The 24,607-nt window shown below is 68.0% G+C and carries 31 protein-coding genes; 17 read left to right on the forward strand and 14 right to left on the reverse strand.

Translation table 11 applies throughout. The features are described from left to right. Positions 1-150 precede the first annotated feature (150 nt). Both T9R20_RS01840 and T9R20_RS01845 read left to right on the forward strand, forming a co-directional pair. Positions 151-807, forward strand: a complete 657-nt coding sequence (locus tag T9R20_RS01840; RefSeq protein ID WP_322410859.1) for a GNAT family N-acetyltransferase — start codon at positions 151-153, stop codon at positions 805-807. Beyond that, positions 804-1,559 carry a DedA family protein gene (locus tag T9R20_RS01845; protein WP_322410860.1) on the forward strand — a complete coding sequence of 252 codons (756 nt, stop codon included), beginning with the start codon at positions 804-806 and terminating at the stop codon, positions 1,557-1,559. Before T9R20_RS01840 ends, T9R20_RS01845 begins: the two co-directional genes overlap by 4 nt. A 530-nt stretch (positions 1,560-2,089) precedes the next feature. On the opposite strand, the gene T9R20_RS01850 is transcribed toward T9R20_RS01845, so the two are convergent. The 3 genes from T9R20_RS01850 to T9R20_RS01860 form a co-directional block, all read right to left on the reverse strand. Then, positions 2,090-3,412 carry an LLM class flavin-dependent oxidoreductase gene (locus tag T9R20_RS01850; RefSeq protein WP_322410861.1) on the reverse strand — a complete coding sequence of 441 codons (1,323 nt, stop codon included), beginning with the start codon at positions 3,410-3,412 and terminating at the stop codon, positions 2,090-2,092. Continuing rightward, complete coding sequence (locus T9R20_RS01855) at positions 3,409-4,731, reverse strand: O-acetylhomoserine aminocarboxypropyltransferase/cysteine synthase family protein (protein WP_322410862.1); 1,323 nt, start codon at positions 4,729-4,731, stop codon at positions 3,409-3,411. Before T9R20_RS01855 ends, T9R20_RS01850 begins: the two co-directional genes overlap by 4 nt. Positions 4,732-4,933: 202 nt before the next feature. Continuing rightward, positions 4,934-5,434, reverse strand: a complete 501-nt coding sequence (locus tag T9R20_RS01860) for an NAD(P)H-dependent oxidoreductase (protein WP_322410863.1) — start codon at positions 5,432-5,434, stop codon at positions 4,934-4,936. A 192-nt stretch (positions 5,435-5,626) separates the two neighbouring features. Between T9R20_RS01860 and T9R20_RS01865 the strand changes: the two genes are divergently transcribed. The 7 genes from T9R20_RS01865 (at position 5,627) to T9R20_RS01895 (ending at position 11,872) form a co-directional block, all read left to right on the forward strand. After that, positions 5,627-6,481: a sulfurtransferase gene (locus tag T9R20_RS01865; RefSeq protein WP_322410864.1), complete on the forward strand. Its 855-nt coding sequence runs from the start codon at positions 5,627-5,629 to the stop codon at positions 6,479-6,481. 125 nt (positions 6,482-6,606) lie between these two features. Next, entirely contained in the window at positions 6,607-7,698 is a 1,092-nt protein-coding gene (locus tag T9R20_RS01870; RefSeq protein ID WP_322410865.1) for a putative oxygenase MesX, read from the forward strand. Continuing rightward, on the forward strand, positions 7,695-8,786 hold the full coding sequence (locus T9R20_RS01875) for a methionine synthase (protein WP_322410866.1): 1,092 nt from the start codon (positions 7,695-7,697) through the stop codon (positions 8,784-8,786). Before T9R20_RS01870 ends, T9R20_RS01875 begins: the two co-directional genes overlap by 4 nt. Then, a complete protein-coding gene (locus T9R20_RS01880; RefSeq protein WP_322410867.1) occupies positions 8,783-9,973 on the forward strand; it encodes a MalY/PatB family protein in 1,191 nt (396 codons plus the stop codon). The genes T9R20_RS01875 and T9R20_RS01880 overlap by 4 nt, the downstream gene beginning before the upstream one ends. A 180-nt stretch (positions 9,974-10,153) precedes the next feature. Beyond that, entirely contained in the window at positions 10,154-10,678 is a 525-nt protein-coding gene (locus T9R20_RS01885; protein ID WP_322410868.1) for a helix-turn-helix domain-containing protein, read from the forward strand. Further along, a complete protein-coding gene (locus T9R20_RS01890) occupies positions 10,675-11,340 on the forward strand; it encodes a GAP family protein (RefSeq protein ID WP_322410869.1) in 666 nt (221 codons plus the stop codon). The genes T9R20_RS01885 and T9R20_RS01890 overlap by 4 nt, the downstream gene beginning before the upstream one ends. Positions 11,341-11,473: 133 nt before the next feature. After that, a complete protein-coding gene (locus tag T9R20_RS01895) occupies positions 11,474-11,872 on the forward strand; it encodes a DUF6855 family protein (RefSeq protein ID WP_322410870.1) in 399 nt (132 codons plus the stop codon). Positions 11,873-11,955: 83 nt separating this feature from the next. Here the strand turns inward: T9R20_RS01895 and T9R20_RS01900 are convergent, their stop codons facing one another. Continuing rightward, positions 11,956-12,804: a helix-turn-helix transcriptional regulator gene (locus tag T9R20_RS01900; RefSeq protein WP_322410871.1), complete on the reverse strand. Its 849-nt coding sequence runs from the start codon at positions 12,802-12,804 to the stop codon at positions 11,956-11,958. 147 nt (positions 12,805-12,951) lie between these two features. Between T9R20_RS01900 and T9R20_RS01905 the strand changes: the two genes are divergently transcribed. From T9R20_RS01905 to T9R20_RS01915, 3 genes are all read left to right on the forward strand, one after another. Then, the gene (locus T9R20_RS01905) at positions 12,952-13,308 is read left to right on the forward strand and encodes a VOC family protein (protein ID WP_322410872.1); all 357 of its coding nucleotides are present in this window, start codon (positions 12,952-12,954) and stop codon (positions 13,306-13,308) included. Positions 13,309-13,334: 26 nt separating this feature from the next. Further along, complete coding sequence (locus T9R20_RS17060; protein WP_416182984.1) at positions 13,335-13,526, forward strand: NAD(P)-binding domain-containing protein; 192 nt, start codon at positions 13,335-13,337, stop codon at positions 13,524-13,526. Positions 13,527-13,640: 114 nt separating this feature from the next. Beyond that, positions 13,641-13,961, forward strand: a complete 321-nt coding sequence (locus T9R20_RS01915; RefSeq protein ID WP_322410874.1) for a hypothetical protein — start codon at positions 13,641-13,643, stop codon at positions 13,959-13,961. A 31-nt stretch (positions 13,962-13,992) separates the two neighbouring features. Here T9R20_RS01915 and T9R20_RS01920 read toward each other — a convergent pair whose 3' ends face one another. Beyond that, positions 13,993-14,706, reverse strand: a complete 714-nt coding sequence (locus T9R20_RS01920; protein WP_322410875.1) for a TetR/AcrR family transcriptional regulator — start codon at positions 14,704-14,706, stop codon at positions 13,993-13,995. Positions 14,707-14,801: 95 nt separating this feature from the next. Between T9R20_RS01920 and T9R20_RS01925 the strand changes: the two genes are divergently transcribed. After that, positions 14,802-15,719: an NAD(P)H-binding protein gene (locus T9R20_RS01925; RefSeq protein WP_322410876.1), complete on the forward strand. Its 918-nt coding sequence runs from the start codon at positions 14,802-14,804 to the stop codon at positions 15,717-15,719. Positions 15,720-15,730: 11 nt separating this feature from the next. Here T9R20_RS01925 and pdxH read toward each other — a convergent pair whose 3' ends face one another. From pdxH to T9R20_RS01960, 7 genes are all read right to left on the reverse strand, one after another. Then, positions 15,731-16,378, reverse strand: a complete 648-nt coding sequence (gene pdxH / locus T9R20_RS01930; RefSeq protein ID WP_322410877.1) for a pyridoxamine 5'-phosphate oxidase — start codon at positions 16,376-16,378, stop codon at positions 15,731-15,733. 50 nt (positions 16,379-16,428) lie between these two features. Next, positions 16,429-16,680: a hypothetical protein gene (locus T9R20_RS01935; protein WP_322410878.1), complete on the reverse strand. Its 252-nt coding sequence runs from the start codon at positions 16,678-16,680 to the stop codon at positions 16,429-16,431. Beyond that, entirely contained in the window at positions 16,680-17,012 is a 333-nt protein-coding gene (locus T9R20_RS01940; protein WP_248241655.1) for an ATP-dependent DNA ligase, read from the reverse strand. Before T9R20_RS01940 ends, T9R20_RS01935 begins: the two co-directional genes overlap by 1 nt. Positions 17,013-17,136: 124 nt before the next feature. Then, complete coding sequence (locus T9R20_RS01945) at positions 17,137-17,472, reverse strand: hypothetical protein (RefSeq protein ID WP_322410879.1); 336 nt, start codon at positions 17,470-17,472, stop codon at positions 17,137-17,139. Between the two features lie 71 nt (positions 17,473-17,543). After that, positions 17,544-18,104, reverse strand: a complete 561-nt coding sequence (locus T9R20_RS01950; protein WP_322410880.1) for a DUF3618 domain-containing protein — start codon at positions 18,102-18,104, stop codon at positions 17,544-17,546. After that, entirely contained in the window at positions 18,101-18,514 is a 414-nt protein-coding gene (locus T9R20_RS01955; protein ID WP_322410881.1) for a phage holin family protein, read from the reverse strand. Before T9R20_RS01955 ends, T9R20_RS01950 begins: the two co-directional genes overlap by 4 nt. Continuing rightward, positions 18,492-19,223 carry a hypothetical protein gene (locus tag T9R20_RS01960; protein ID WP_322410882.1) on the reverse strand — a complete coding sequence of 244 codons (732 nt, stop codon included), beginning with the start codon at positions 19,221-19,223 and terminating at the stop codon, positions 18,492-18,494. Before T9R20_RS01960 ends, T9R20_RS01955 begins: the two co-directional genes overlap by 23 nt. 198 nt (positions 19,224-19,421) lie before the next feature. Between T9R20_RS01960 and T9R20_RS01965 the strand changes: the two genes are divergently transcribed. Together T9R20_RS01965 and T9R20_RS01970 are read left to right on the forward strand one after the other, a co-directional pair. Further along, the gene (locus T9R20_RS01965; protein ID WP_322410883.1) at positions 19,422-20,081 is read left to right on the forward strand and encodes a hypothetical protein; all 660 of its coding nucleotides are present in this window, start codon (positions 19,422-19,424) and stop codon (positions 20,079-20,081) included. A gap of 17 nt (positions 20,082-20,098) precedes the next feature. Continuing rightward, positions 20,099-20,821 carry a DUF72 domain-containing protein gene (locus tag T9R20_RS01970; protein WP_322410884.1) on the forward strand — a complete coding sequence of 241 codons (723 nt, stop codon included), beginning with the start codon at positions 20,099-20,101 and terminating at the stop codon, positions 20,819-20,821. Here T9R20_RS01970 and T9R20_RS01975 read toward each other — a convergent pair. Next, a complete protein-coding gene (locus T9R20_RS01975) occupies positions 20,807-21,883 on the reverse strand; it encodes a YihY/virulence factor BrkB family protein (RefSeq protein ID WP_322410885.1) in 1,077 nt (358 codons plus the stop codon). The two genes, T9R20_RS01970 and T9R20_RS01975, sit on opposite strands and share 15 nt — an antisense overlap. 208 nt (positions 21,884-22,091) lie before the next feature. Here T9R20_RS01975 and T9R20_RS01980 point away from each other — a divergent pair, with 208 nt between their 5' ends. Both T9R20_RS01980 and T9R20_RS01985 read left to right on the forward strand, forming a co-directional pair. Then, positions 22,092-22,616 (forward strand): transporter substrate-binding domain-containing protein, encoded by a 525-nt coding sequence (locus tag T9R20_RS01980; RefSeq protein WP_322410886.1) that lies wholly within the window; start codon positions 22,092-22,094, stop codon positions 22,614-22,616. Then, the gene (locus T9R20_RS01985; protein ID WP_322410887.1) at positions 22,613-23,593 is read left to right on the forward strand and encodes a cation transporter; all 981 of its coding nucleotides are present in this window, start codon (positions 22,613-22,615) and stop codon (positions 23,591-23,593) included. The genes T9R20_RS01980 and T9R20_RS01985 overlap by 4 nt, the downstream gene beginning before the upstream one ends. A gap of 5 nt (positions 23,594-23,598) precedes the next feature. Here the strand turns inward: T9R20_RS01985 and T9R20_RS01990 are convergent, their stop codons facing one another. Then, positions 23,599-24,516: a LysR family transcriptional regulator gene (locus T9R20_RS01990; RefSeq protein WP_322410888.1), complete on the reverse strand. Its 918-nt coding sequence runs from the start codon at positions 24,514-24,516 to the stop codon at positions 23,599-23,601. Positions 24,517-24,607: the final 91 nt, after the last annotated feature.

Below are 24,607 nucleotides of genomic sequence, written 5' to 3' on the forward strand. Positions count from 1 at the left end.
TCACCATCGACGGGGGCGGCCAAGGCTTCCCGCACGCCTTCACGGCGGCCGCGATCGCCGCCGCGATCTCCGCGATCGCGATTCCGGCGAGACCGCGAATCCACGCCTAACGGGGCGGCATCACTTATCCGAGAGAGACGTAGGTCGAACATGAATATGCAAGACGACGCGGGCGCGCCCTACGTCGCCGCTGCGCCGGCGCGACCATGGACGAGGATTGAAGCCACCCACGACACGGTTCTACGCCGGCCGACCGTCGCCGATGTGCCCGGTATCTTCGTCGTCCACAGCGACCCAGAGGTGTACCGGTTCGACCCCCGCGAAACCCATCCTGATCCGGCGCACACGGCCCAGTTCCTCAACCCCATGCTCACGCACTGGGACGAGTACGGATTCGGGTACTGGTCGGTGCTCGTCCCTCGAACGGTGTTCCCGGGGGGCGTGGCAGCGGTCGGCGATGCTGATGACGGTCGAGTCCTCGCCGGCCTCGGCGGTGTCCAGCACCACACGATGACCGGCCAGCCGGTGCTCAACGTCTACTTTCGCTTCGCGCCCGCCGCGCAGGGACACGGGTTAGCACGAATCGTTCTCGAGCATGTCGTGTCGATCGGCCCTCTCGTCGCACCCGGTGCCGATGTGGTGGTGCGAACTCGGCCCGCGAACGTGATCGCGCGTCATGTCGCTGAACGAGCCGGATTCGTCGACGAGGGCCTAGAACCCGGCACCACCGACATGCAGCTACTGCGCTACCAAGTTCCACGACGGCACCGTGAAACAGTGTCCCATCCGCCAGTTTCGGGACCATGACTGTCAACGCGCGGCGGCGGGAGTTGACCCAGCGCAAGGCGTTGCAACGCTTCGCTCCCTGGAAGGGACCTGCCACACGCATCGACCGGGCGTTGATAGCCGCAATTCTGGCGGTCGTCATCTATGGGATGGTCCTGCGGCCCGTCACACCGTTCCTGGTCGCTCATCATCCGGTGCTGCTGGAGTTTCTTTCCGGCGACCTGGCCGTGGTGGGAATCGCTGCCGCATTCGCCCGAATCGGTGAGGCGCCGCTGTGGCTCGTGGTCATCGTCGGCGCGCTCGGCATGGTCAAGTTCGATTGGATCGCCTGGTGGGCCGGCCATCGGTGGGGACACGGCATCATCTCGATCTTCACTCCCAGCGAGCGGGTCAGGCAGTGGGCGGCGCGTGCCCGGAACCTGCCCCCAGCCTTCGTCGCGGCCGCGGTCGTGCTGGCAATGGTTCCCGGCGTTCCGACCGCGGTTGTGTTCGCGCTCGCCGGCTGGGCGGGGATGCGGCTGACCACATTCCTGCTCCTCGACTTCGTCGGAGCCCTCGCCATGAGCGGACTCGTCGGCGGCCTCGGCTTCGGGGTCGGACAGTACGCAGTCGACATCCTATTTCTGATCGACCGGTATGCCTCGGTCGTCAGCCTGAGCTTGATCGCGTTAGCGCTCCTGTTACCACTACTCAAACGAGCCGTGCGCGCCGCACACCGACACCGGTCGGAAAGAGGCAAAGAATCGCACTTGGGGCTCTTCGAGGAGAGATGAAACGCCGAGAGGGCGCAAGGCCCGGATCCGGAAGTCGCGCATGAGCACCTGCCGAGCCGTTACATCGTGCGTCGGCTGGCCGGTCGGTGTGCGAGAGGGGGATGGAAGCGGTCACAGTTTCTTCCCTGTTATTCGGCCCGTCGGGACGAGGGCGCTTCGCAGAGGCGGTCGAAAAGACACTCGGAAAGTCCTCACACGTAGTCCGCTCCACCGCGTGCATCGTCCGAGATCGAACGGCGGGGCCTGCTTTGGCCACACGGTGTGGCCAGACGAGGGCGGGTACGACGCAGCCAGCGCGGACGGAAGCATTGCCAAACTGACTGCCATTGCCGTTCTGTCACGGGTAACGCTGTGAGAAAGAACGGGTCGCGTCTCTAGACTCGGCCCATCGCCGACACTTCGAGTTCCGCGTAACCAGAGGTGTCGACATCCCGGCATACCTCTGGAATGCCTCGGGACGTGGGTGCAAATGGAATGCCCCGGGACTTGAGTTCAAATCCCACCGTCTTCCGATTCTCACCGCTGAGGACTCAGGACGACGACAAATTGGCGTGCAGCCCGCCTCCCGCGAACTCGGTGCGCAGGATGCCGCGGCGTCGGAGAATCGGCACGATCTCGTCGAGCGCGCGGTGCAGCGTGACGGGGTGCAGGTCGCCCGAGAAGATGAGCCCGTCGTTGTCGGCGTCGTCACCGAGGGCCTGGATGACGTCGGCGAGCTCTTCGGCCGTCCCGACGGTGCCGCTGATGCCGTCGCCGATGCGGCCGAGCCGTGCCTTGCCGGCGAGGATCTCGCGGAACGGCACGTCGGCGAAGGAGTCGAAGCGACCGCGAAGGCCCTTGATGGTTCCCTGCGATACGTGTTCGCCGAAGATCGCCGGGTCCAGAGGCCGGTCCAGATCAAGGGTGGTGAGATCGGTTTCGAGGTCACTGGACCATGCCTCGGCGACCGCGAGGAGTGCCGCGTCGTCGGGGTTCGCGGATGCGGCGACGATACGGTCGGCTTCTTCCGTGGAGGACGCGACGATGGGCTTGAACACGAACATCGTCTTGATGGCGCCGGGATCGCGGCCGTGTTCGACCGCGTCGGCGCGAACGCGCTCGCGGTAGCCGCGCACGGCCTCGACGTCCAGGTTCGACAGGGCGAGCTGGATGTCGGAGTTCTCACCGGCGAATCGGATGCCGCGCGGCGAGCCTCCCGGTGAGGCGATGACCGGCTCGGAGGGGAGCGGCTCGGCGTTCAGTGGACCGTCGAACGACCAGTACTTGCCGCGGTGCTCGACAGCGCGGATCTTCGTGCCGTCGGCGTAGATCTGCGTCTCGGGATCGGCGATCAGTGCTCCGTCACCCCAGCTGCGCCACAGCAGTCGCAGCGCATCGAGCCACTCCTGAGCGCGGTCGTAGGCCGCATCGTGCGGCAGGCGATCCTGGCCGAAGTGGTGGGCAGACCCGACATCGGTGACCACGTTCAGTCCGAGGCGGCCGCCGGACAGGTGCTGCAGGGAGGCGAATTGGCGGGCGGCGGTGTACGGATGCCAGGCGGCGGGGTTGGCGGTCGGGATGACGCCGAGGTGCTCGGTGGCGGCGAAGAGGTACGGGGCGAGCGTCCACGGATCGTGCTTCGGGCCCCCGTAAGCCTTGCGCACCCGGAGGTCGAGCGTGGCTGGGCTGATACCGACGGAGAGGGCGTCCTCGATGAGCACGAAGTCGAAACCGGCCTGCTCGAGTGTGCGGGCGCCCTCCTGGTAGAGCCCGGGTGTGCGCCAGTCGTAGTTCCACTCGTAATACGGGCGCGCCCATCCGTGAGGGCCGAAGCCGCGCGAGAGGAACCAGCCGAAGTGCTGCTGCTTGGTCATGCGATCCCCGCGCGCTCGAGGAGGTCGGCAGCCTGAACCGCGGCCAGTGCGCGGTCGAGATCCGCGATCAGATCCTCGACATCCTCCAGGCCGATCGAGACGCGCAGAAGTCCCTGCCCGATGCCCGCGGCGACGCGCTCGTCTTCGGTGCGGTTGACGTGCGTGGTCGAGGCGGGATGCAGGACGAGCGAGCGGACGTCGCCGAGGTGGGTCATCCGGGTGAACAGCCGCACGGAATTCGTGAACGTCTTGGCGGCATCCCTCCCGCCCCGCAGCGTGAAGGCGAACACCGAGCCCTGCCCCCGCGGAAGGTACTGCTTCGCCAATGGCCGGAAGGGGTTGGATGCGAGTCCGCTGTAGTCGACGGACTCGACAGCGGGATGCGCCTCGAGCCACTCGGCGATGCGCTGGGCGGACTCGGAGTGCCGCTGCACGCGCAGCGACAGCGTCTCGATGCCCTGGAGAAGCAGGAACGCGGTGAAGGGCGACGGCGAAGGCCCCTGCCGCAGCGCGACGACCGACCTCGCGTACGCCGAGAACGCGGCGCGGCCGAAGCGGTCGGCGAACGTGCGCCCGTCGGGGCCGACGTCGTCCGAGAGGTGCGGGTAGCGGCCGTCGGTCGCGGTCCAGTCGATCCTGCCCGCGTCGACGATGACACCTCCGAGAACCGTGCCGTGGCCGGCGAGGAACTTGCTCGCAGAGTGCACCACGATGTCCGCACCATGCTCGATCGGTCGCAGAAGGTAGGGCGTGGCGAGTGTGTTGTCGATGATCAACGGGATGCCGTGGCGCTGGGCGACGGTGGCGACGGCACGGATGTCGAGGATGTCGTTCTTGGGGTTCGGGATCGACTCGGCGAAGAGCACTCGTGTCTCCGGCCGGATGACCGCCTCCCACGCCTCCGGGTCGTTCGCGTCACCGACGAAGGAGGTCGTGATGCCCAGTCGGGCGAAGTTGTCGCGGAAGAGCTCGCGAGATCCTTCGTAGATGCTGTTCGCCGACGCGATGTGGTCGCCTGCGCCGACCAGGGCGAGCACCGCGGTGGAGACGGCGGCTTGGCCGCTCCCGACGAGAAGCGCATCCGCGCCGCCCTCGAGGTCGGCGATGCGCCGCTCGACCGCCGCGCTCGTCGGGTTGCCCGCCCGTGAATAGCTGTAGCCGTCATCGGCCTGGGCGAACCGTTCGTTCGCCTGATCGAAGTCGTCGAACACGAATCCGGCGGTCAGATAGATCGGTGTCGCGCGCGGGCGGTGAGACTGGTCCGGTTCCACGCCGGCGTGGATCTGCCGGGTCGCGAACCCGAGCCCCTCAGCGGGCATCGACGTTCGCTCCCTCGTTGGCGGGCGAGTCTTCCTCAGCCTGCGAGTTCAGGACGGCGAGGTGCATCGCGTGCCATATCTGAAGAGGGGGGATCGAACGCCGGGCAACCATGAAGGGAGAATAGAGCCGCCCTCGGGGCCCCTCCGATCGGTGCGTCACCCGAGGAAACACAGCTCGTCATCTCGCGTCACAGAGAACTCTTCACTCACGGGGTCGGATGCGAGAGCCCTCCGTCTCGAGCCATTCGGCGACGATGACCCGTCGATCGTCGATGGCGGATGCCGGGAAGGCGAGTCCGCGGCTCGGTACCGAGGCCCCGAGTTCGACCAGCAACGGTCGCAGCGTGTGCTCCACAGCGAGGGCGTGCGTCGGCGCGCCGATCGTCATCACCGGGATCGCGGTCACCGCGGCCAGTCCGGAAGTCGGATAGCGGTCGAGGAACGCCTTGAGCAGGCCGGTGTACGCCGCCTTGTACGTCGGGCTGGCGACGATGAGGATGTCCGCCGCCGCGACGCGTGAGAGTAGTGCGTCGACGTCCTCGTCGGGGAATCGGAACAGCATCTGCGCGACATCAGCGAGATCGATGGTGGGCTCGGCATGAGCACCTGTCCGCTCGGCCAGCTGGCCGGCGAGCTCCTCCGCGACGAGCCGGGTGCGCGAACCGGGTTGCGGGTTGCCGACGAGAACGACGATGGACGACATGGGTTCCTCACTGGCGGGGTCGGGAAGACCTGGTTCTTCCGCGCCAGGCTAGGGTCCTCGCTGCCGAGGGGCACCGCTGTGCGACGAACTGTGACGTCCGGTCCTGGCCGCTTTGTTTCGTCGATGGTCGGCGGATTGCGCTCTGTTTCACGACGCCGCCACATGCCGCGTGACGATTCGGACACTCGATACATGCCGCTCCTGATCACCGCGCTCGAGCTGGCCTCCGAGCTCAAGGCGGGGCGCAGCGTGCGGCTGCTGGACGTGCGGTGGCGTCTGAACCTGCCGGAGGGGCGACCGGGGTATGTGTCGGGTCATCTTCCCGCCGCCGTCTACGTCGACCTGGAGCGAGAACTGGCAGACCGCGGCCATCCGGAGGTCGGACGATACCCGCTGCCGCGACATTCCGCCCTTCAGGACTCCACGAGACGCTGGGGGATCCGCGAGGGCGACCTCGTCGTCGCGTACGACGACAACGATGCGGTGCCGGCCGCGCGTGCGTGGTGGCTCCTCCGCGACAGAGGCGTGGATGTGCGGGTTCTCGACGGGGGCATCCGCGCCTGGGTGGCGGCCGGTCTTCCTATCGAACGGGGTGACGTGCTGCCGCCGCGGGGCGACATCATCCTTCCCGAGCGCGATCCAGGGGTCGCGACCATCGATGATGCGGCACGAGCACCCGCCTCGGGGTACCTCATTGACGTCCGGTCCCCCGAGCACTACCGGGGTCAGTCGACCCGACTCGACGACGTGGCCGGCCATGTCCCGGGCGCCGTCAACATACCGACCGTCTCGCACATCGCGCCCGATGGGACACTCCGGCCGGCCGAGGACATCCGCGCGACGATCGCCGCGGCGTCCGTCGATCCGAGTGCGCAGATCACGCTCTACTGCGGCACCGGGATCGCTTCTGCGCACTCGGCGCTCGCGTTCGCCCGCGCGGGGATCGATACGCGCATCTACGTCGGATCCTGGAGCCAGTGGACCCTCTCCTCCACCCGGCCGATCGCGCTCGGCCCCACGCCGTCCGCCGCGCTGCTCGGATGGTGACGACTCGTACGCCTCGCGCCCCTCTCGGGTGGTGTGGGTACCTGTGTTACGCCGCACTTGCATGCCCGTGGTGAAGGGTTCATCGTCAGGACGACTGCATGCCACCCGAACCCGATGGATCTTCGATGAGTGTTATCTCCCCGGTCTCTCACCGGCCCGCTGCCGCATCGGAGTCGGCCGAGTCCGATGCGGACTGTCCCGTCGGCCTGACATTCCGTGTCGAGCGCACGCCGTTCGACGAGACGTACGTGCCGCCCCGCAGTACCCGGCTGACCACCAACTACGCCAATCTCGCCCGAGGTGAGCGCCGCCAGGAGAACCTGCGCAACGTCCTCACGATGATCGACGCGCGCTTCAACGATCTCGCCGATTGGGACAATCCCGACCGCGACCGCTACCGCGTCGAACTCCAGATCGTCTCGGTGGGTCTTCAGATCGACAGCACCGACGAAGCCGATCTGGAAAACCCCGCCTTCCCGCTCATCGAGATGCTTCAGACGACGATCGTGGACCGGCGGCTCGGCCGGCGCATCCCCGGGATCGTCGGCAACAACCTGTCGTCGTATGTGCGCGACTACGACTTCAGCATCCTTCTGCCCCGTCTCGCCGGAGAGGGCCCGAGCGGGAGCATCCCCGAGACCTTCGGACAGCTGCATGGAAACCTGTTCCGCGCCTTTCTCTCCTCCGACGCGTACACCCGCGCTTTCGACACGTCGCCCGTTGTGTGCCTCAGCGCGTCGAGCACGAAGACCTACCACCGGACGGACAACCGTCACCCCCTCCTGGGTGTGGAGTACGTGCAGGACGAGTACTCGTTCACCGACACCTACTTCGCCAAGATGGGACTGGGCGTCCGCTACTTCATGCCGCCCGGCAGCGTCGCGCCCCTGGCGTTCTACTTCCGCGGCGACCTTCTGAGCGACTACGGGATCCTTCCGCTCATCGCGACGATCAGCACCATGGAGACGTTCCAGAAGATCTATCGACCCGAGATCTACAACGCCAACGCCGCCGCGGGTGCGCGATATCGTCCGAGTCTGGAGCACACAGACTTCTCCACGACGCAGGTCACCTATGACCGGGACGAGCGCGCGCGTCTCGCCGTCGAGCAGGGAAGATTCGCCGAAGAGGTGCTCATCGCCCCCCACGGGGAGAGGTTGCAGCGGTGGTCCGACCTGCAGACCGCTCAGACCGGCGATCCGGGAGAGAAACGGTGACACGAGACATCCCGACCAGGCTCCTTCCCACCTCGACGGCGGGCAGCCTGCCGAAGCCATCGTGGCTCGCACAGTCGGAGACCCTGTGGTCGCCCTGGAAACTGACCGGCGAGGAACTTGCCGACGGCAAGCGGGACGCGCTGCGACTCTCCCTCGCCGATCAGCTCGACGCGGGCCTGGACATCGTCGGTGACGGGGAGCAGACACGGCAGCACTTCGTCACCACCTTCATCGAGAATCTCGTCGGGGTGGATTTCAAGAACCGGGCCACGGTGAGAATCCGGGATCGATACGACGCGGCTGTGCCGCGGGTCGTCGGAGATGTCTCGCGGGGCGCGCCGGTGTTCGTCGATGATGCCCGGTTCCTGCGCGCGCACACCGACCAGCCCATCAAGTGGGCTCTTCCCGGTCCGATGACCATGGTCGACACCCTCTTCGACGCGCACTACCGCAGCCGGGAGAAACTCGCGTCGGAGTTCGCCGGAATCCTCAATCAGGAGGCCAAGGACCTCGCCGCCGTCGGTGTCGACATCGTGCAGTTCGACGAGCCCGCCTTCACGGTGTTCCACGACGAGGCGAACGACTGGGGGATCGCCGCGCTGGAGCGCGCCGCATCCGGGTTGTCCTGTGAGACCGCGGTGCACATCTGCTACGGGTACGGCATCGAGGCCAACACCACGTGGAAGAAGACGCTCGGATCCGAGTGGCGCCAGTACGAGGAGACCCTTCCCACCCTGCAGCGGTCGAGTCTCGACATCCTTTCTCTCGAGCGTCACAACTCCCGCGTGCCGATCGAGCTTCTCGACCTCGCCCGGGGGAAGAAGCTCATGGTCGGCGCGATCGACGTTGCGACGAACACCGTCGAGACGCCGGAGGAGGTCGCCGACACGCTGCGCAGCGCGTTGCGTTTCGTCGATGCCGACAAGCTCTACCCGTCCACCAACTGCGGCATGGCACCGCTGGCGTCGAGCGTCGCGCGCGGGAAGCTGGCCGCGCTGTGCGCCGGGGCGAAGATCGTCCGGTCCGAGATCTCGGATGCTGTGGGCACGCCCTTCGCGTCGCTCGCCGCGCTGCGCACCGACGGATGACAGCTCATCGCTCAGCCGATGCCCACCCGTTCGATCGGATGGGGCGGCCTGAGCTCGATCGTCCGGAAAGCCGGAAGTGGAGCCTGCGTCCCGGCGCCATAGGCGCGTGGGTCGCCGAGATGGACTTCGGTGTCGCTGCGCCCGTCACGAACGCCCTTCACCGCGCCATCGACGAGGGCACGCTGGGCTATCTCTCACCGCCCCTCGCCGCACAGCTCGGCGAGGCGACGGCGGAATGGATGCGCACGGAGTACGGGTGGGACATCGATCCGCAGCAGGTCCATGCCGTCTCCGATGTGATGGCGGCGTTGGGTGTCGCGGTCACCGAGTACGCCCCGGCAGGCTCGCCGGTGATCGTTCCGACGCCCGCCTACATGCCCTTCCTGACGTACCTGCCGACCATCGGTCACCCGGTGGTGGAGGTGCCGGGCGTCGTCGTCGACGGGCGGTGGCGGCACGACCTCGACCGGATCGACGCGGCCTTCGCCGCGGGCGCGCGAACGCTCATCCTGTGCAATCCTCATAATCCGACCGGAACCGTCCTGACCCGTGCAGAGCTGAGCGAGCTCGCTCAGATCGTCGAGCGGCACGGTGGGCGCGTGTTCGCCGACGAGATCCACGCCCCCCTGCGGTACGACGGCGTTGCGCACGTTCCCTACGCGTCGCTGTCCGACGCGACGGCGGCGCACACCATCACCGGCACGAGCGCATCGAAAGCGTGGAATCTCGCGGGGCTCAAGACCGCGCAGCTGATCACCTCCAACGACGCCGATCAGGCCGCCTATCGCCGCTTCGGATTCGCGGTGCAGCATGGGGCGGCGACGCTCGGAGTGGTGGCGGCGATCGCCGCCTACCGCGACGGGCGAGGGTGGCTCGAGGACGTCATCCATTACCTCGATCAGGAACGGCACGACCTGCAGAGCCTGCTCGCTGAGCACCTTCCGGGCGCTCGATACCGGGTACCCGAGGCGACCTACATCGCGTGGATCGACACCGCCGCACTCGATCTTCCCGGACCGCCCGCGGAGTTCTTCCGCGATCATGCAGGTGTCGTGCTGACCGAGGGAGCGCTGCTCGGCCAGGGGTACGAAGACTTCGTCCGGATCGTCTTCGCCACACCGCGGCCGATCCTCGCCGACGCGGTCCGCGCGATGGGAGATGCGGTGCGGAGGGGAGCGAGGGGATGACCGGCGGCGGAAGCGGTGGGCTGAGGAACGTCGCCAGAACCGCCGCCGTCCAGCCGGTGCCGTCGACGGTGGTCTGTGACGTGACGAGGGCGTACGCCACGAGCTTCGCGCCCGCCGTGGTCCGCGAGACCTGACCGTACCGACCGACCGGGTGGTCGGTCGGTACGGTAGAGTGTCTGTATGCGCGACGTCATTCTCGATGCTGCTCGGCGGTTGCTGTTGGCGCGGGGGGTCATGCCGTCGTTGAACGCGGTGGCTGAGGCCGCGGGGGTGTCGAAGGGTGGGCTGATCCACCACTTTCCGTCCCGCGCTGCGCTTATCGCAGGGCTGGCCACCGTGGCGATCGATGACGTCGACACGGCGATGAGCGCGGCGGCCGCATCCCATTCCGCTGCGGAGACCTGGTTGCGGCTCTCTCTTCCGGGGGTGGAGGAGCGGGAGCTGCTGCAGGGCTTGGCGGCCGCGTTTCGGCCCTCCGACCCTGCGATGCAGGGGATGCTCGATGACGCGCGGGCCGCGATCGCCCGGTGGGAGTCGCTGATCGCAGCGGAGGTGGGTGATCCGATGCGTGCGCGGGTGATCCGGCTGGTCGGCGACGCGCTCGTGGCCAATGCCGTCGCCGGACTGGATGCGGGAACGGACCACATCGACGAACTGGCAGCCTTCCTCATCGGTGACGGCCCGGGGACGGATGCCGGCCGGTGAGTGCCGCACTTCTCCTCGGCATCGCGGGACTTGCGCTGCTGGACTCGCTTAATCCGGCCACGATCGTCGCCGTGACGCTCATTCTCATCGCTGCACCACGGCGGCCAGGGCTCGTCGCGGGCGCGGCGGTGCTGGGCGCCGCGCTGACGGTGTTCACCGTGGGGTCAGCGCTGTTCTTGACAGCGGGGGCAGCCGCCGGAGCGGTGAACGGGATCGTGACAGGCCTCCGGTTCGTCGCCTTCGGTGCGGCGGGCATCGCTCTCATCGTGGCCGGGGTTCGCCGATTCCGTGACCGCGAGCGTCGCCCGATCGTCCTGCCGACGTGGTTCAGCCCGTGGACGGCACTTCCGTTCGGGGTGGTGTTGACCGCCGCCGATCTGCCGAACGCCTTCCCGTACTTCATCGCGATCGAGCGTCTGGTCGCCACCGGGACGGGCGTGGGGGCAGGGCTTCTGGTGATCGCCGGCTACACCGTCATCTACTGCCTTCCCTGTCTTGTTCTGCTGGCGGTGGGGCTCCTCGCCCGGCGGCGCGTGCAGGAGCGACTGCAGGCCCTGGTGCGAAAGCTCGGGACAGGCACCGTCAAGAGATCGGCGGCCATCGGCGTCATCCTCATGCTGTGCGGGGCAGCGGTCATCTCCGTTCCCTTCTGGATCTCGTGAGTCGCCGGCGGACGAAGGCTCCGGTGTGCGTGGTCCAGGTCCGTCGTCAGCGGTCGCCCGGGACCGATGGATGATGCCCTTTCCCTCGGTCCGAACAGGGTTCACACTTATGGCGAAGGACGCGAGGAGGGCCATGGCCGAGGGCACGCAAGCGGATCCGTGGGTGCTGAAGACGCCACCGGGCAGCTCGGAGTACACCATGTACCGGGACGGCGACCAGCTCGTCTGCCAGGTGGGCAGCACTCGGCTCACCTATCGGGCGCGCGCGATCGAGGATCTTCACGAATGGCTCCTCGCGCAGCAGGACTGGGTGCTGCTCGGCGCCGCGGACGAGAACAAGCCTGCGGCGCCGGGAACCGTCGAGGCCTGGGGGCGGAGCGAGAGCAATCCGGTCGGTGGCTGGTACGGCACTCGGAAGGGATACCGGGGGCGGTTCGGCATGTACCTGCCGCCGCTCCTCGAGGCCCTGGGGATGGTCGAGCTCGAGCACGGGGCGCGGAACAACAGAGTCCGAGCCATCCCGGCGCCATGAAGGAGAGCGCCGCGTCGAGACTGACTAATCCTCTCTGTGGCGCCTCCGGATGCGGAGCCGCGCGCGGCCGTGAAGCCGATGGATCACCCAGTTGACTCGACTGCCCGCAACCGCCGGGTGTCGTGAGGCTTGTCGCACAGCGTTCTGCAGACCATCGCGCTCGCGGCATCCGCGGGCACATAGACCATGAACAGCAGTCCTTCCCCGACGAGTTCCATCGATTCGTTCGTGAAGGAGATCTCGCCGTGGGTCGGGTGGGCGAAGCGCTTTCGCGGTGACCTGCGGACGACCACGTCGTTCTGGTTCCACCAGTCCACGAACTCTGTGCTCTCCGCTCGCAACTCGGCCAACAGCGACATCAACCGGCGGTCGTCCGGGTAGCGCACGGCGGCCGCCCGCAGGTAGGCCACCGTCTCCCTCGCGATCGATTCCCAGTCGATCCAGAGCTCGCGCATCCGCGGGTCCATCAGGGTCATCCACGCGAGATTCCGATGCTCGGGCGGCAAAGTGGCGGGGTCGATCCACAGGATGCTCGTCGCGTCGTTCCACGCGACGAAGTCGCCCGGCGGCGTGACGACGTACGCAGGATCCGGCATCAGGGTGTCGAGCAGCGACCTCACGGATTCCCGGGTCTCGGAGGTGTAGCTCTGCGGTTCGGTGAGACCGGCCAGCAGGAAGAGGTGGGACCGCTCGGCCGGGGTGAGCCTGAGGGCGACAGCCAGGGCGCGGACGATGGATGGCGACGGGTGCTGGTCGCGGCCCTGCTCGAGCCGGGTGTAGTAGTCGACACTCACCCCTGCCAGGACGGCGACCTCTTCGCGACGCAGGCCTTCGGTGCGGCGCTTCGCATGAACGGGAAGCCCCACGTCGGCCGGCCCGACCCGCTGACGGCATGCGCGAAGATAGGCCCCCAGCGAGTCATCCTCTGCCATCGCACCATTATCGATCCGCCCGACCGCGCTCGGGGTGGCCCTGCCAGGGCCACCCGCGCGCGGCAGCCGAACCGCGACCTGGGCGGCGCCGAAACGCTCGGCCACGCTCGAAGTCAGAGCCCGCAGCCCGCGGGTGGAGGAGGAATCATGAAGACCATCTGGATCGAGCTGGCCGCCCTCGACATCGATCGCGCCAACCGCTTCTACGCCGCCGTGTTCGGCCACGACCCGATCGATGTCGCCCGTGGCGACGGGAGAGCCATCGTCATCATTCCCGGCGATCCCGTCGTCTCGCTCAACGAGACCACCGGTTTCCTCCCCGACGGTCACGGGACGCTGCCGTACTTCGACGTCGATGCGTCCGCGAGCGAGGCGGTGGCGACCGTCATCGAGGCGGGTGGATCCGTCGTCGAGTCGATCAGCGAACGGCCGGGATACGGCTTCTTCGCCCTCGTCGCCGACACCGAAGGCAACCACTTTTACGTGCATTCGAGCACGCGATGAGGATCGCGGTCCTCGGAACCGGTCGGATGGGGCGCGCCCTCGTCGGTCATCTGCTGGCGGCCCGACACGACATCCGGCTCTACAACCGCACTCCGGGTCACGCCGCCGAGCTGGTCGCCTCCGGTGCCGCCCTCGCGACGACGCCGGAGCGGATGCCGTCCGAGATGCCGACGTCGTGCTCTCGGTGCTGTTCGGGCCCGCCGTCGTACGCGAGGTGATCGTGGATGCCGGCCTGACGATCCCGGCGGGATGCCTGTAGATCGACGTCACCACCGTCGGGCCCGCCGATGCGGACGACTTCGCGGCTTGGGGGAGCGCGCGGCATCCGACACGTGCACACGCCCGTGATCGGGTCGGGGCTCTGCCTCGAGACCGTCCTGCGCGTGCTCGAGCAGACCCCGCTGGCGGGTGTGGTGGCGGCGAAAGGTCCGACGATCAGGGAAGCGGGCTTCGCCGACGCGCAGTTCACCGTCGACGCCCTCGCGAAGGACGCGGCCCTCGCGATCGCGGCATCGGATGTCCCGCTGCCCGCTCTGCGGGCTGCCGAGGCCAACCTCGCTCAGCACCAGGCCGTGGGGCAGGGTGGCTGGGACCTCTCGGTGATGGCATCACGGCGGGAAGAAGAAGGGGATGTCACTGCCTGCATCCGCTGATCAGTCATGACGACATCCGCCCCCTCGAGGCTCACCCCTGCGCGGCTCGGATCGACTTCTCGAGCCACTCGCTCATCAAGGACCGCTCAGCGGTGCTCAGCCCGGGGAGCTCGGGGACGAGTGTGGCGAATCGGACGATGATCGAGGTGGCGGGCTCCGCGTCGTCGGCGACGCGGTCTTGCCGGCAGATCTGTGCGAGCACCGCGTCGAGGAGGGCGTCGGAGAGTCCGACGTCCCTGTGCTGCGGCGGCATCTCCCGCAGTGCCTGCACAGCGCCGACGCCGGCGGCGTGGACCATGTCCAGGGCCCGCTGCTCGCTGACCCGGAGCAGTCCGGCACCCGCGAGGCGGTGGATGCGACCGCGCAAGACCTCGATCCCGGCCGCGATGGCGGGGGATGTCTCACCGCGGGCGCCCATCAGCCGGATGAGTTCGGGGTTCGACAGGCCGAAGTCGATCTGACTGCGCCATCCTGCGACCAGTGCGCGGACGGGGTCGTCCTCGTCGGCATCGTGCGATGCCTTCGCTGCGACGTGCAAGGCCATCGCATGCTCGGCGACGGCGTCGAGGAGGCCGTCCTTGTCGCCGAACAGCCGATAGATCGTGGGCGCCTGCACTCCGGCAGCCTCCGCGACCCGACGGGTCGTGACCGCGGCGACGCCTTCGTCCCGGAGAAGCCGATGGGCCGCCTCGATGATCTGCGTGCGCAGCTCGGCGCGAGGGGACGTCTTCGAATCGACCGGCATTTATCAACGTTATCAAGTTCCACGTTTCGTTGGAAACGCGCTGTGGTACGGTCGACGTTATCAAGGAAAACAACGAAGGAGTAACAGTGATAATCGTGACGGGTGCTACGGGAAATCTCGGCGGACGGATCGTGCAGCAACTCCTCGCGCGGGTGCCCGCGGAGGAGATAGGGGTGAGCGTCCGAGATGCGAGCAGAGCGTCGGCTCTGGCGCAGAGGGGCGTCCGTGTTCGGACGGGCGACTTCACCAGACCGGCGACGTTGGAGCACGCCTTCCAGGATGCTGACCAGGTCTGCGTCGTCTCCGCTGCCATCCGCGGTGGCGGCGCGTTCGAGGCGAACAGATCGGCCATCGACGCAGCGATCGCCGTCGGCGCGGCGCGCATCCTGTATACGAGCCACCAGGCGGCCTCCGCTGACTCGCTCTTCCCGCCTCAGCACGCTCACGCCGCCACCCAGACCTATCTTGCGCAGCAGGCCGTGCCGTTCGTCGCGCTGCGGAACGGGTTCTATGCCAACGCGCTGGGGATCCATCTGCCAAGCGCGTTGTCCACCGGGCAGATCATCGTCCCCGAAGACGGGCCCGTTTCCTGGACCGCGCACGATGACCTCGCCGAGGCTACTGCGCTCGCTCTGACCCGTGCCGACACTGTCGACGGGATCTCGCCTCCCCTCACCGGCTCCGCGTCCCTCGACCTCGGCGCCGTCGCGGGCCTCCTCAGCACCCTCACGGGACGCACGATCACGCGCGTCACCGTCTCCGACGAGGAATGGCGGGCGATGGCGATCGCCCGGGGGCTCTCGCCTCTGGTGGCCGACTTCTCCCTCGGCATGTTCCGTGCCGCCCGCAGGGGCGAATTCGATGCGGTCGATCCCACCCTCGAGCGGATGCTCGGACGCCCGACGCTGCCTGTCGAGCACACTCTGAGAGAACTTCTCGAGTCGCACGCCTCGACGTCGGCCGGAAACCGTCGCGAGACGATGCGGCTCGATCCTCCTCGTGCCACGGCGTGACGCCAGCCGCCTCAGGGCTGCAGCCGCTCGACCTTCCAGGCGCCCTCATCGGCCGCCCGCGTGAAGACGAGCCGGTCGTGCAGCCGCGACGTGCGGCCCTGCCAGAACTCGATGCGGCGGGGTCGCAGGCGATATCCGCCCCAGCGCGACGGGCGCGGGACCTCGCGTCCCTCGGGGTAGGCCGTTTCGACCTCGGCGACCCACGCCTCGAGCTCCCCGCGCGACCCGATCGGCTGCGACTGCGCGCTCGCCGTCGCCGCCACACGCGACCCGTGCGGACGCGACGCCCAGTAGGCGTCGGACTCGGCGTCATCCACGAACGCCACCTCGCCGGTGACGTTCACCTGCCGGTGCAGCGCGTACCAGGGGAAGAGCAGCGTCGCCACGGGGTGGGCGGCGAGCGCGCGACCCTTCCGTGACGATCTGTCGGTGTAGAACACGAACCCGTCGGCGTCGACGGCCCGCAGCAGCACGGTCCTGCTCGAAGGCGTGCCGTCGGCGTCGACGGTGCCGAGCACCATCGCGTTCGGTTCGTAGACGCCGCGCGCGGCGGCGTCCTCGAGCCACGCCGCGAACTGCGCGATCGGATCGTCGGCGACATCCGATTCGACCAGGCTCTCGTTGCCATAGTCGGTGTGTCGGGCGAGGGGGTCGGTCACAGCACCGACCCTAAGCGATGGTACGACTGCAGCAGCCGTCGACTGACCTGTTATGACCCCGGACTCGTCACTGTCGCATCGTTCTCCGGCTGAGCCGGTGGATCCGGAATCGGCACGACCGCGATCGGCACGCCGGGGCCGATGAACAGCAGCGCCTCGCGCCGTTCACCCTCCCCGTCGTTGACGGTCAGCCACCCCCCGTGGTCGGCAACCGCCTGAGTGATCTCTCGGGTGAGGTCCTCGGGCGTCCGACCGCCGACACTGAAGAGCTGACCACCGTAGATGATGTCGATGCGTTTCATCAGATGACCCCCACCTCGTCGAGGCGGAGCTGGTCGCTCTGCGGTTCGGGGACGATGTATAGCCCGGTCGGCGAGTTGGCCGTATAGGCCAACGCCTCGATCCACGCCCGGTTCACCGCCGGACGGCGGCTGCCGTAGAACTTGTAGACGATGGAGCACCGCGGGTGCACCCACACGGTCGTCCGGCCGTCGCCGATGCTGCTGTCGTCTTTCCAGGTGAAGTTGAACGCCTCGCCACGCCGCAGTTTCGCGGCGATCACCATCTGCAGGTGGAGCAGCAGACGGTCTTCGAAATCGACCTTCACGAGGCCGTCATAGATGAACTTTCCCACCGGTCACCTCCTGGGTTTCGGTGTTCGTCAGGTAGGGGGATACCTTCTACGCTGAACGCCGGCCACCCCGGTGACAACGTGGTTGACCCCCGAGCATCCTTGGTGATAGCACGATGCCCCCGGGTCAGAAGTCGTCCTCGCCGTACACCTCGTCGCCGTGCATCAGGTCCGGCCACTCGGCCACCGACGGCTGCAGCCTGTTAGCGCGTCGCTGCAGCTCGTCGACGAGGTCGGGGTCGTTGATCTCGTCGATCGATTCCGCAACAGGGGTCGTGTACAGCTGACTCGCCGGTCCGAGCAGGAAGTGAGCCAGCCCGGGCGCCCCGCCCTGCTCGAGGACGGGGATGGTCACGACATCCGAGGTATGGGTGTCGGCCAGCGCCCGTGCGTAGCGCAAGACGGCCTTGCTCACCTCGTCCGACGTGAGCACGTAACTGCCCGAGTAGTGAAGTCGTCGCATTGTCCTCATCTCCTCGATGACGGGTGGTGCCGGGTCGACCGTCCCCGGCACCACCTGAGCGGTGATCGACCTCAGCCTGCCAAGTGCTGCCGAGACGTGTCGGCCTGGCCCTTGACCTCTGCCGCGGCGGTGGTCGCCTCGTCTTTGACCGTGCCCGCCGAATCGATCGCGGACTCCTTCACCGCGGCCGCCGCCTCCTTCACAGGCTCGCGCAGGTGTGACCCCGCCTCCTTGGCGACCTCGGTCACCTCGTCGACGAGCGGCTGTGCCTTGTCTTTCACGGTGTCGGCGAGTTCCTTCTCCTTGGCCGATGCCGGAACGAGGGAGGCGACGAGCAGGCCTGCCGCGAAGGCCATCAGACCCACGGCCAGGGGGTTGCCCTCGGCCTTCGTCGCGACCCGGTGGGTCGCAGAGCCGACCGCGTCACCGGCGCCGGCGAGTGTGGAGCCTGCGTCATCCGCGGCCCCCATCAATCGGTCACGGACCGATCCCACGACACCCTTCACTTTGTTCGTCTGGCGCTCCATGATCTTCGACGGCGAGACCTTATCAGCCAGAGCATCGACGTCGCCGCCGAGCTCGCGCCGGGTCCGCTCGATATCGGCGCGGATGGCTTCCGGTGAATCACTCATCGGTTCTCCTCATTCCTTCTCAACGTTTCGGGGATTTCCTTGAGGGTCTCCACGGTCTGCGGAGCTCCCTGCACCTTCTTCATCTCGCCGCGTCCGACGGCGAAGAGGACCAGGGCGATGGCCGCCCAGATCACGGCCACGATGACGGCGGCCCATCCTCCGCCGATCAGGAGGGACAGCGCCCACCACAGTGCGACCGACAGGAAGAAGATCGCCATCATCGCGGCGTATGCCGCGCCGCCCAACTCACCGACGCCCTTGGCGGTCTTGCCCGCCGACTCCTTCAGCTCGGCCTTGGCGAGGGCCACCTCCTGACGCATCAGGGTGGAAACGTCTCGCGTCACCTCGCCCAGGAGGTCGCCGAGCGAGGTTGTCGCGGCCTTGTGCTCAGAGGGAGTCGCGTCGGACATCGCCGTCCTCCGTGACGGGGTGGGTGGGCCCTGCGGCGCCCGCGGTCGACTGCGCGTAAATCGGAGTCGGCTCGGCGACAGACAGCTCATCCGCCGCACCACCGACCGTCGGCTCGATGAGGCTCGCATCCGACACCGGTGATGCCGTTCGCTGCGGGGCGGCTCCCGCGGCATCCGACTTCTTGGCATCCGCCGCATTGGTGGCGAGGGCACGGGTGAGGCGGCCCACCACGACCCCCGCGATCGCGGCGCTGAGGATGAACACACCGGGGCGGCGTCGGGCGAAGCGCTTGACCTCGTCGAGCACGTCCGCCGGCTCACGGTCGCTGAGCCAGGCCGACGCCGATGAAACCCGACTGGACACCTGGCGGACGAGATCGGCTGCGAAGGAATCGGATTCTGCGCGGTCCGCCATGCTCTGAAGATCGCCGCCGACGGTTCGCAAGCCGCTTGCCACCCGCTGCTGCTGGGTCCGTGCCTGGTCCTTCAGTTCCTGCTGCGACTGTGCGAACAGGTCCTTCGCCTGAGACTTCGCCTCGTGGGCGACCGACGCGGCTTCGGTCTTGGCAACGTCGACGACAGCCTTCGCCTCGCCGCCAGCGGTGTGCGCGAGATCGGACGCTTCGCTCTTGGCCGTGTCGAGGGTGCCCGATGAACCCGGAGCCCCGCCAGTCGTCCCCGACACGCTCGTGTCGCTGTAGTTGGACATCGCTCTTCCTTTCTTCACCTGATCGTTGCGATCGGGTGACGGCCAGTTCTACGCAAACCCGTGCGAAGAGAAAGCCCCCTTGCCAAATGCGGTTGCGCTCGCTATCTCCCGCGCGCGCAGGGTGCGGGAGACTACGGCGACCACCCTGACGGCGCAACCCCGAAGACGGCCACTGGTTCCCCTGGTTAGCGTCCCCGCATGACCTCCCACCCGTATGACGACCGCGACGGCGCTACTGGCCGCCGATCCGAGCCTGCTGAGGCGCAGGGCACCCCGTCGAACCTGCGCGACGACGTCCTGGCCAGAGAGCGCGAACGCTTCGGCGGCATGAGATTCGGTGTCGCATTCTTCGGCTGGCTCACCGCCACCGGAACCGCGGTCCTTCTGACCGCTCTCGTCGCGTCTGTCGGGGCTGCAGTCGGGGTGCAGACACGACCCGTCGACGACGCCGCGGAGGCCGTTGGATCCGCGCCCGTGCTGACGACTGTCATCGGCGCCGTGCTCATCGCACTTGTGCTCTTGATCGCCTACTTCGCCGGCGGTTACGTCGCCGGACGGATGGCGCGCTTCAGCGGAGCGAAGCAGGGGATCGCCGTGTGGATCTGGGCGATCGTCGTCGCCCTCGTCGTCGCGATCATCACTGCGATCGCGGGCAGCCAATGGGACATCCTGGCGACGCTCGACAGCTTCCCCCGCATCCCGGTAACGCCCGAGACCGCCACACTCACCGGCATCCTCACGGCCGTCGGCGCGGCGATCGTCGCCCTCGTGGGCGCCGTCCTCGGCGGGATGGCCGGGATGCGCTACCACCGTCGCGTCGACCGCGTCGGGTTCGGCAGGTCGACGACCGCGTCCTGACCGGTCGCTTCCCCGCGATGGCACGCATCGGCACCTCCGGCTGGAGCTACGACCACTGGAACGGCGTGCTCTACCCGCCGGGTCTTCCCTCCCGCGAGCGTCTCGCGCACTACGTCCGTGAGTTCGACACAGTCGAGGTGAACGCCACCTTCTACCGCTGGCCTCGCGACATCACTTTCGCGGGCTGGCGGGCGCGTCTGCCGGCCGGGTTCCGGATGACGGTGAAGGCTCCCCGAGGGCTCACCCATGGGCGGAGGCTGCATCAACCCGAGCAGTGGCTCGACCGCGTAGCGGTCGGATTGCATGCGCTCGCCGACCGGCGCGGACCCCTTCTCGTGCAGCTGCCGCCCGACATGGAGCGCGACGACGAGCGCCTCGACTGGTTCCTGCGTCGCACCCCGTCGTGGATGTGTCCGGTAGTGGAGTTCCGTCACGCGTCGTGGCACGAAGAGGAGGTCTTCTCCCTCCTCGAGCGTCGCGGCGCCGCCTACTGCGTGATGAGCGGTGCGGGGCTGGCCTGCATCCTGCGCGCCACCGCGTCCCTCGTCTACGTCCGGTTGCACGGACCGGATACCGGCGCGCTCTATGCCGGCTCATACTCCGACGCCGACCTGACGTGGTGGGCCGAGCGCATCCGCGAATGGGAGGCCCAGCGGCACGAGGTGTACGCCTACTTCAACAACGACGGCGCCGGAAACGCGGTGCGCAATGCCCGAACGCTCCGGTCATTCCTCGCCTGATCCGCCCGATTGCGCGGCCCCGGTGCGAAGACGGCGGCCTTCCTCGACATCCCGGCGCTCCTTCTCGGCAGCCTTGTCGCTCTTCCGAGTGTCGCGGGGCGGTAGCTGGATGTCCTTCTCGGCGGCGATCCCGCCCTGCAGCTCGCGGCCCCGTTCGAGCTCGGCGTCGAACTCGGCGCCGAAGAGAAGTGCGAGGTTGGCGATCCACAGCCACAGCAGGAAGACGATGACCCCGGCGAGCGACCCGTAGGTGCGGTCGTAGTTGGAGAAATTGGCGATGTAGAAGGCGAACCCGGCGGTGGCCACCACGAGGACCACGATGGCCAGCAGCGCCCCGAGACTCAGCCACCGGAACTTCGGCTGCTTGGCGTTGGGGGTCGCGTAGTACAGGATCGCCACCATCAGGACGACGATGACCGCGAGCACGGGCCACTTGGCGATCGACCAGACGGTCTGCACCACCTCGTCGAGCCCCAGCGCGCGGCCTACCGCCTCGGTGACGGGGCCCGAGACGACGAGGATGATCACGCACACGAGGATCAGCGCGATGCCGATCACGGTGATGACGAGCTGCGCGGGCTTCAGCTTCCAGAACGGACGCCCCTCTTCGATCTCGTAGATGCGATTCATCGCCCGGCTGAAGGCGCCGACGTAACCCGACGCCGACCAGATCGCCAGCAGGACGCCTGTGATCAGCGCGAGCCCGGCCGCCGGGGACTCCGCGAGCTGCTCGATCGGCCCGCGAAGTGCCTGCGCGGTGTCTCCGGGAGCGACCTGGTCGAGGATGCCGAGAACCGTGCCCGCCGCGGCGTCACCCTGTCCGAGCACGCCGAGCAACGAGAACACCGCCACGAGGCCGGGGAAGATCGACAGCACCGAGTAGTAGGTGAGCGCGGCGGCGATGTCGGTGCACTGGTCGGAGGAGAACTCCCGCGCCGTCTTGCCGAGCACGTACTTCCAAGACCGTTTGTGCAGTTCATCGGGCGAATCCGGTTTGCTCGGAGCCTCGGGATCAGGGGCCGCCTCGGTGGTGCGGTCGTGCTCTGCGGTGTCGCTGGTCATGACGTCCTCCCGGTTATCGGTCGCGAGTGCAGCATTGTGGGCCGCACGACGCGTCAGCCGGACGGGACTTGATTTACGCGGCGCCCCGGGCTATCGCGCGACCGTGCGGGAAGGACCGAAGAGAACGACCCATGAGGGCGCGTAGCCGTGTCTGCGTCGTCTGGCAAGTCCCGTGACCATGGCACCCGCGGGTGCGCACGATGGAGTCGTGGTCGATCGGAGGAAGGCCCGTGAGAGCGGCAGGAGGAGTTCGCGACGATCCCTGGCCGCCGCCGCTTTCGGCGTGGCACTGCTGCTCACCGGGTGCGGGCAGCCGCTCATGCCCGCCGACCCTGACGGGACGCTGCAGGACGTCCGCGGCGACGTGCTGCATGCCGGGGTCACACCGAACGGTGACCTCATGAACGTTTCCGGCGATGAACCGTCCGGCTACGAGGCCGACGCGATCCGCGCCTTCGCCGAATCGCTCGATGCCGACGTGGAGTGGACCGTCGGCGCGGAGGAGACGCTTGTTCGGGGCCTCGAAGACGGCACCCTCGATCTCGTCGCCGGGGGCATCACCGATAAGACACCGTGGACCGACAAGGCCGGTGTCACGCGCGCCTATCGCGAGGTGGTCGACGATCAGGGAGGCACGCACATGCTCGTCATGCTCGTGCCGCTCGGTGAGAACGCCTTCCTCTCCGAGCTCGAGGAGTTCCTCTCCGCACATGTGGAACAGGGCGACGGATGACCGCCCAGACGGCGCGGTTCGGACACAGCGAGCTGCCCGAGCACCAGCGCGAGGTGCTTCGCCAGGCGATCCGGCTGGAGTGGATCACCATCGCCTTCCTCGTCGTATCGGTGACGCTGGTGGGGCTCGTCCTCGGCAACTCCCAGGCGATGAAGGCGGCGTGGATCGAAGACCTCCTATCGTTCCTGCCTCCTCTCGCGTTCCTCGTCGCGGTGCGCGTGAGCCGGGCGCTTCCGACTGCGAAGCACCCCTACGGCCAGCATCGCTCGGTGGGCATCGGGCACCTCGTGGCTGCGGTGGCGCTGATGACGATGGGCACCTACCTCCTGGTCGATTCGGCGATCGCCCTGATCCTCCTCGAGCACCCGACGATCGGGACGGTCGAGATCTTCGGGGCGACGATCTGGCTCGGCTGGCTCATGATCGGCGTGATGGCGCTCATCGCCCTTCCGCCGGTCTTCATCGGCCGCGCGAAGATGACGCTGGCCGAAGAACTGCACGACAAGGTGCTGTATGCCGATGCTGACATGAACAAAGCCGACTGGATGACCGCGGTCGGCTCGATCGTGGGGGTCACCGGCATCGGTCTCGGCGTATGGTGGCTGGACGGAGCCGCCGCCATGTTCATCGCAGGCAGCATCCTCTGGGACGGGCTGCGGAATACCGGCGCGGCGATTACCGATCTGATGGATGCCCGCGCCACGACCTTCGACGACGCGGCGCCGCATCCGGTGGCGATCGCGGTCGACGACTACCTCCGGACCCTCCGCTGGGTGGATGACGCGGGCAGCCGCGTCCGCGACGAGGGGCATGTGTTCCACATCGAGGCCTTCGTCGTTCCGCGAAAGGGGCGGATGCCCTCGCTCGACACGCTGGAGGACGCGCGCACGGCGTGCATCGGCCTCGACTGGAAGGTGCAGGACATCGTGGTGGTGCCGGTGCGGAAACTGCCCGACGTGGTCGACCACCGCGGGTGACGCCTTCAGGTCGCGTGAGCTGCCTCGATCTCGGCGGCGTTCGCCCGCAGGATCTCGAGGACCGTGCGCACGGCGAGACGTTCGGCGGTGTCGGGCCGAAGCAGCGCGACGATGTCGCGCTCCGCGTCCACTCCGCGCAGCGGCTTCAGCACCACGCGACTCGGATCGATCCCGCCGGAGGTGGAGCGGGGGATCAGGGAGACACCGAGGCCGGCCGCCACGAACCCCTCGACCATCCGCAGATCGCTGATGCGCTGGAAGATGGCGGCACGACGCCCCGCGGCCTCCTCGATGTCGTGCAGGATGCGTTCGAAGGGGAAGCCGATCGGCACCCCGATCCACGGCTCGTCGACGACGTCGCCGGCGGTGAGATAGCTCCTGCCCGCGAGGCGGTGGTCGGCCGGTAGCGCGATGTCGAGCGCCTCGGTCATGAGCGGCACGACCCGCAGCCCCCTACCGCCCCAGGCGCGCGCGCCGCGGAGGGAGTGGGCCAGCACGATGTCGTAGTCGGCGGTGAGCGAGGGGAAGTCCAGCAGTTCATGATCTCCGTCGGCGCACGACAGGATGAGCCCCGGCGTGCGCGACACCTCGTGCAGAACCCCCGGCAGCAGCACCTGCCCCGCCGACGGGAACGTCGCGAGACGCACCTCGCCGCTGGGGTGGTTGCGGAACTCGTCCCAGAGGGCCGACGCACGCTCGAGCGCGACCGCGACGTCGCCGGCGCTGCGGGCGAGGGCGTGCCCGGCGCTGGTCAACTGGATGCCGCGGCCGACGCGCTCGGTGAGGGGAAGGCCTGCCTCGCGCTCGAGCACCTTGAGCTGCTGCGAGACGGCCGAGGGCGTGCGATGCGTCGCAGCCGCCACGGCGGTGATGCTGCCGCGCTCGGCCAGCTCGCGCAGGAGATCCAATCGACGTACGTCCATGAAGCAAAGCTACATCGACATTGCAGAACTGTTCGCTTGTGCTGAAAGGTTTGCGGGCGCACGATGGAAAGGTCGAGTAGAGCAACGGGGC

The organism is Microbacterium invictum, from assembly GCF_034421375.1.
In the GTDB taxonomy this organism is placed as follows: Bacteria; Actinomycetota; Actinomycetes; order Actinomycetales; family Microbacteriaceae; genus Microbacterium; species Microbacterium invictum_A.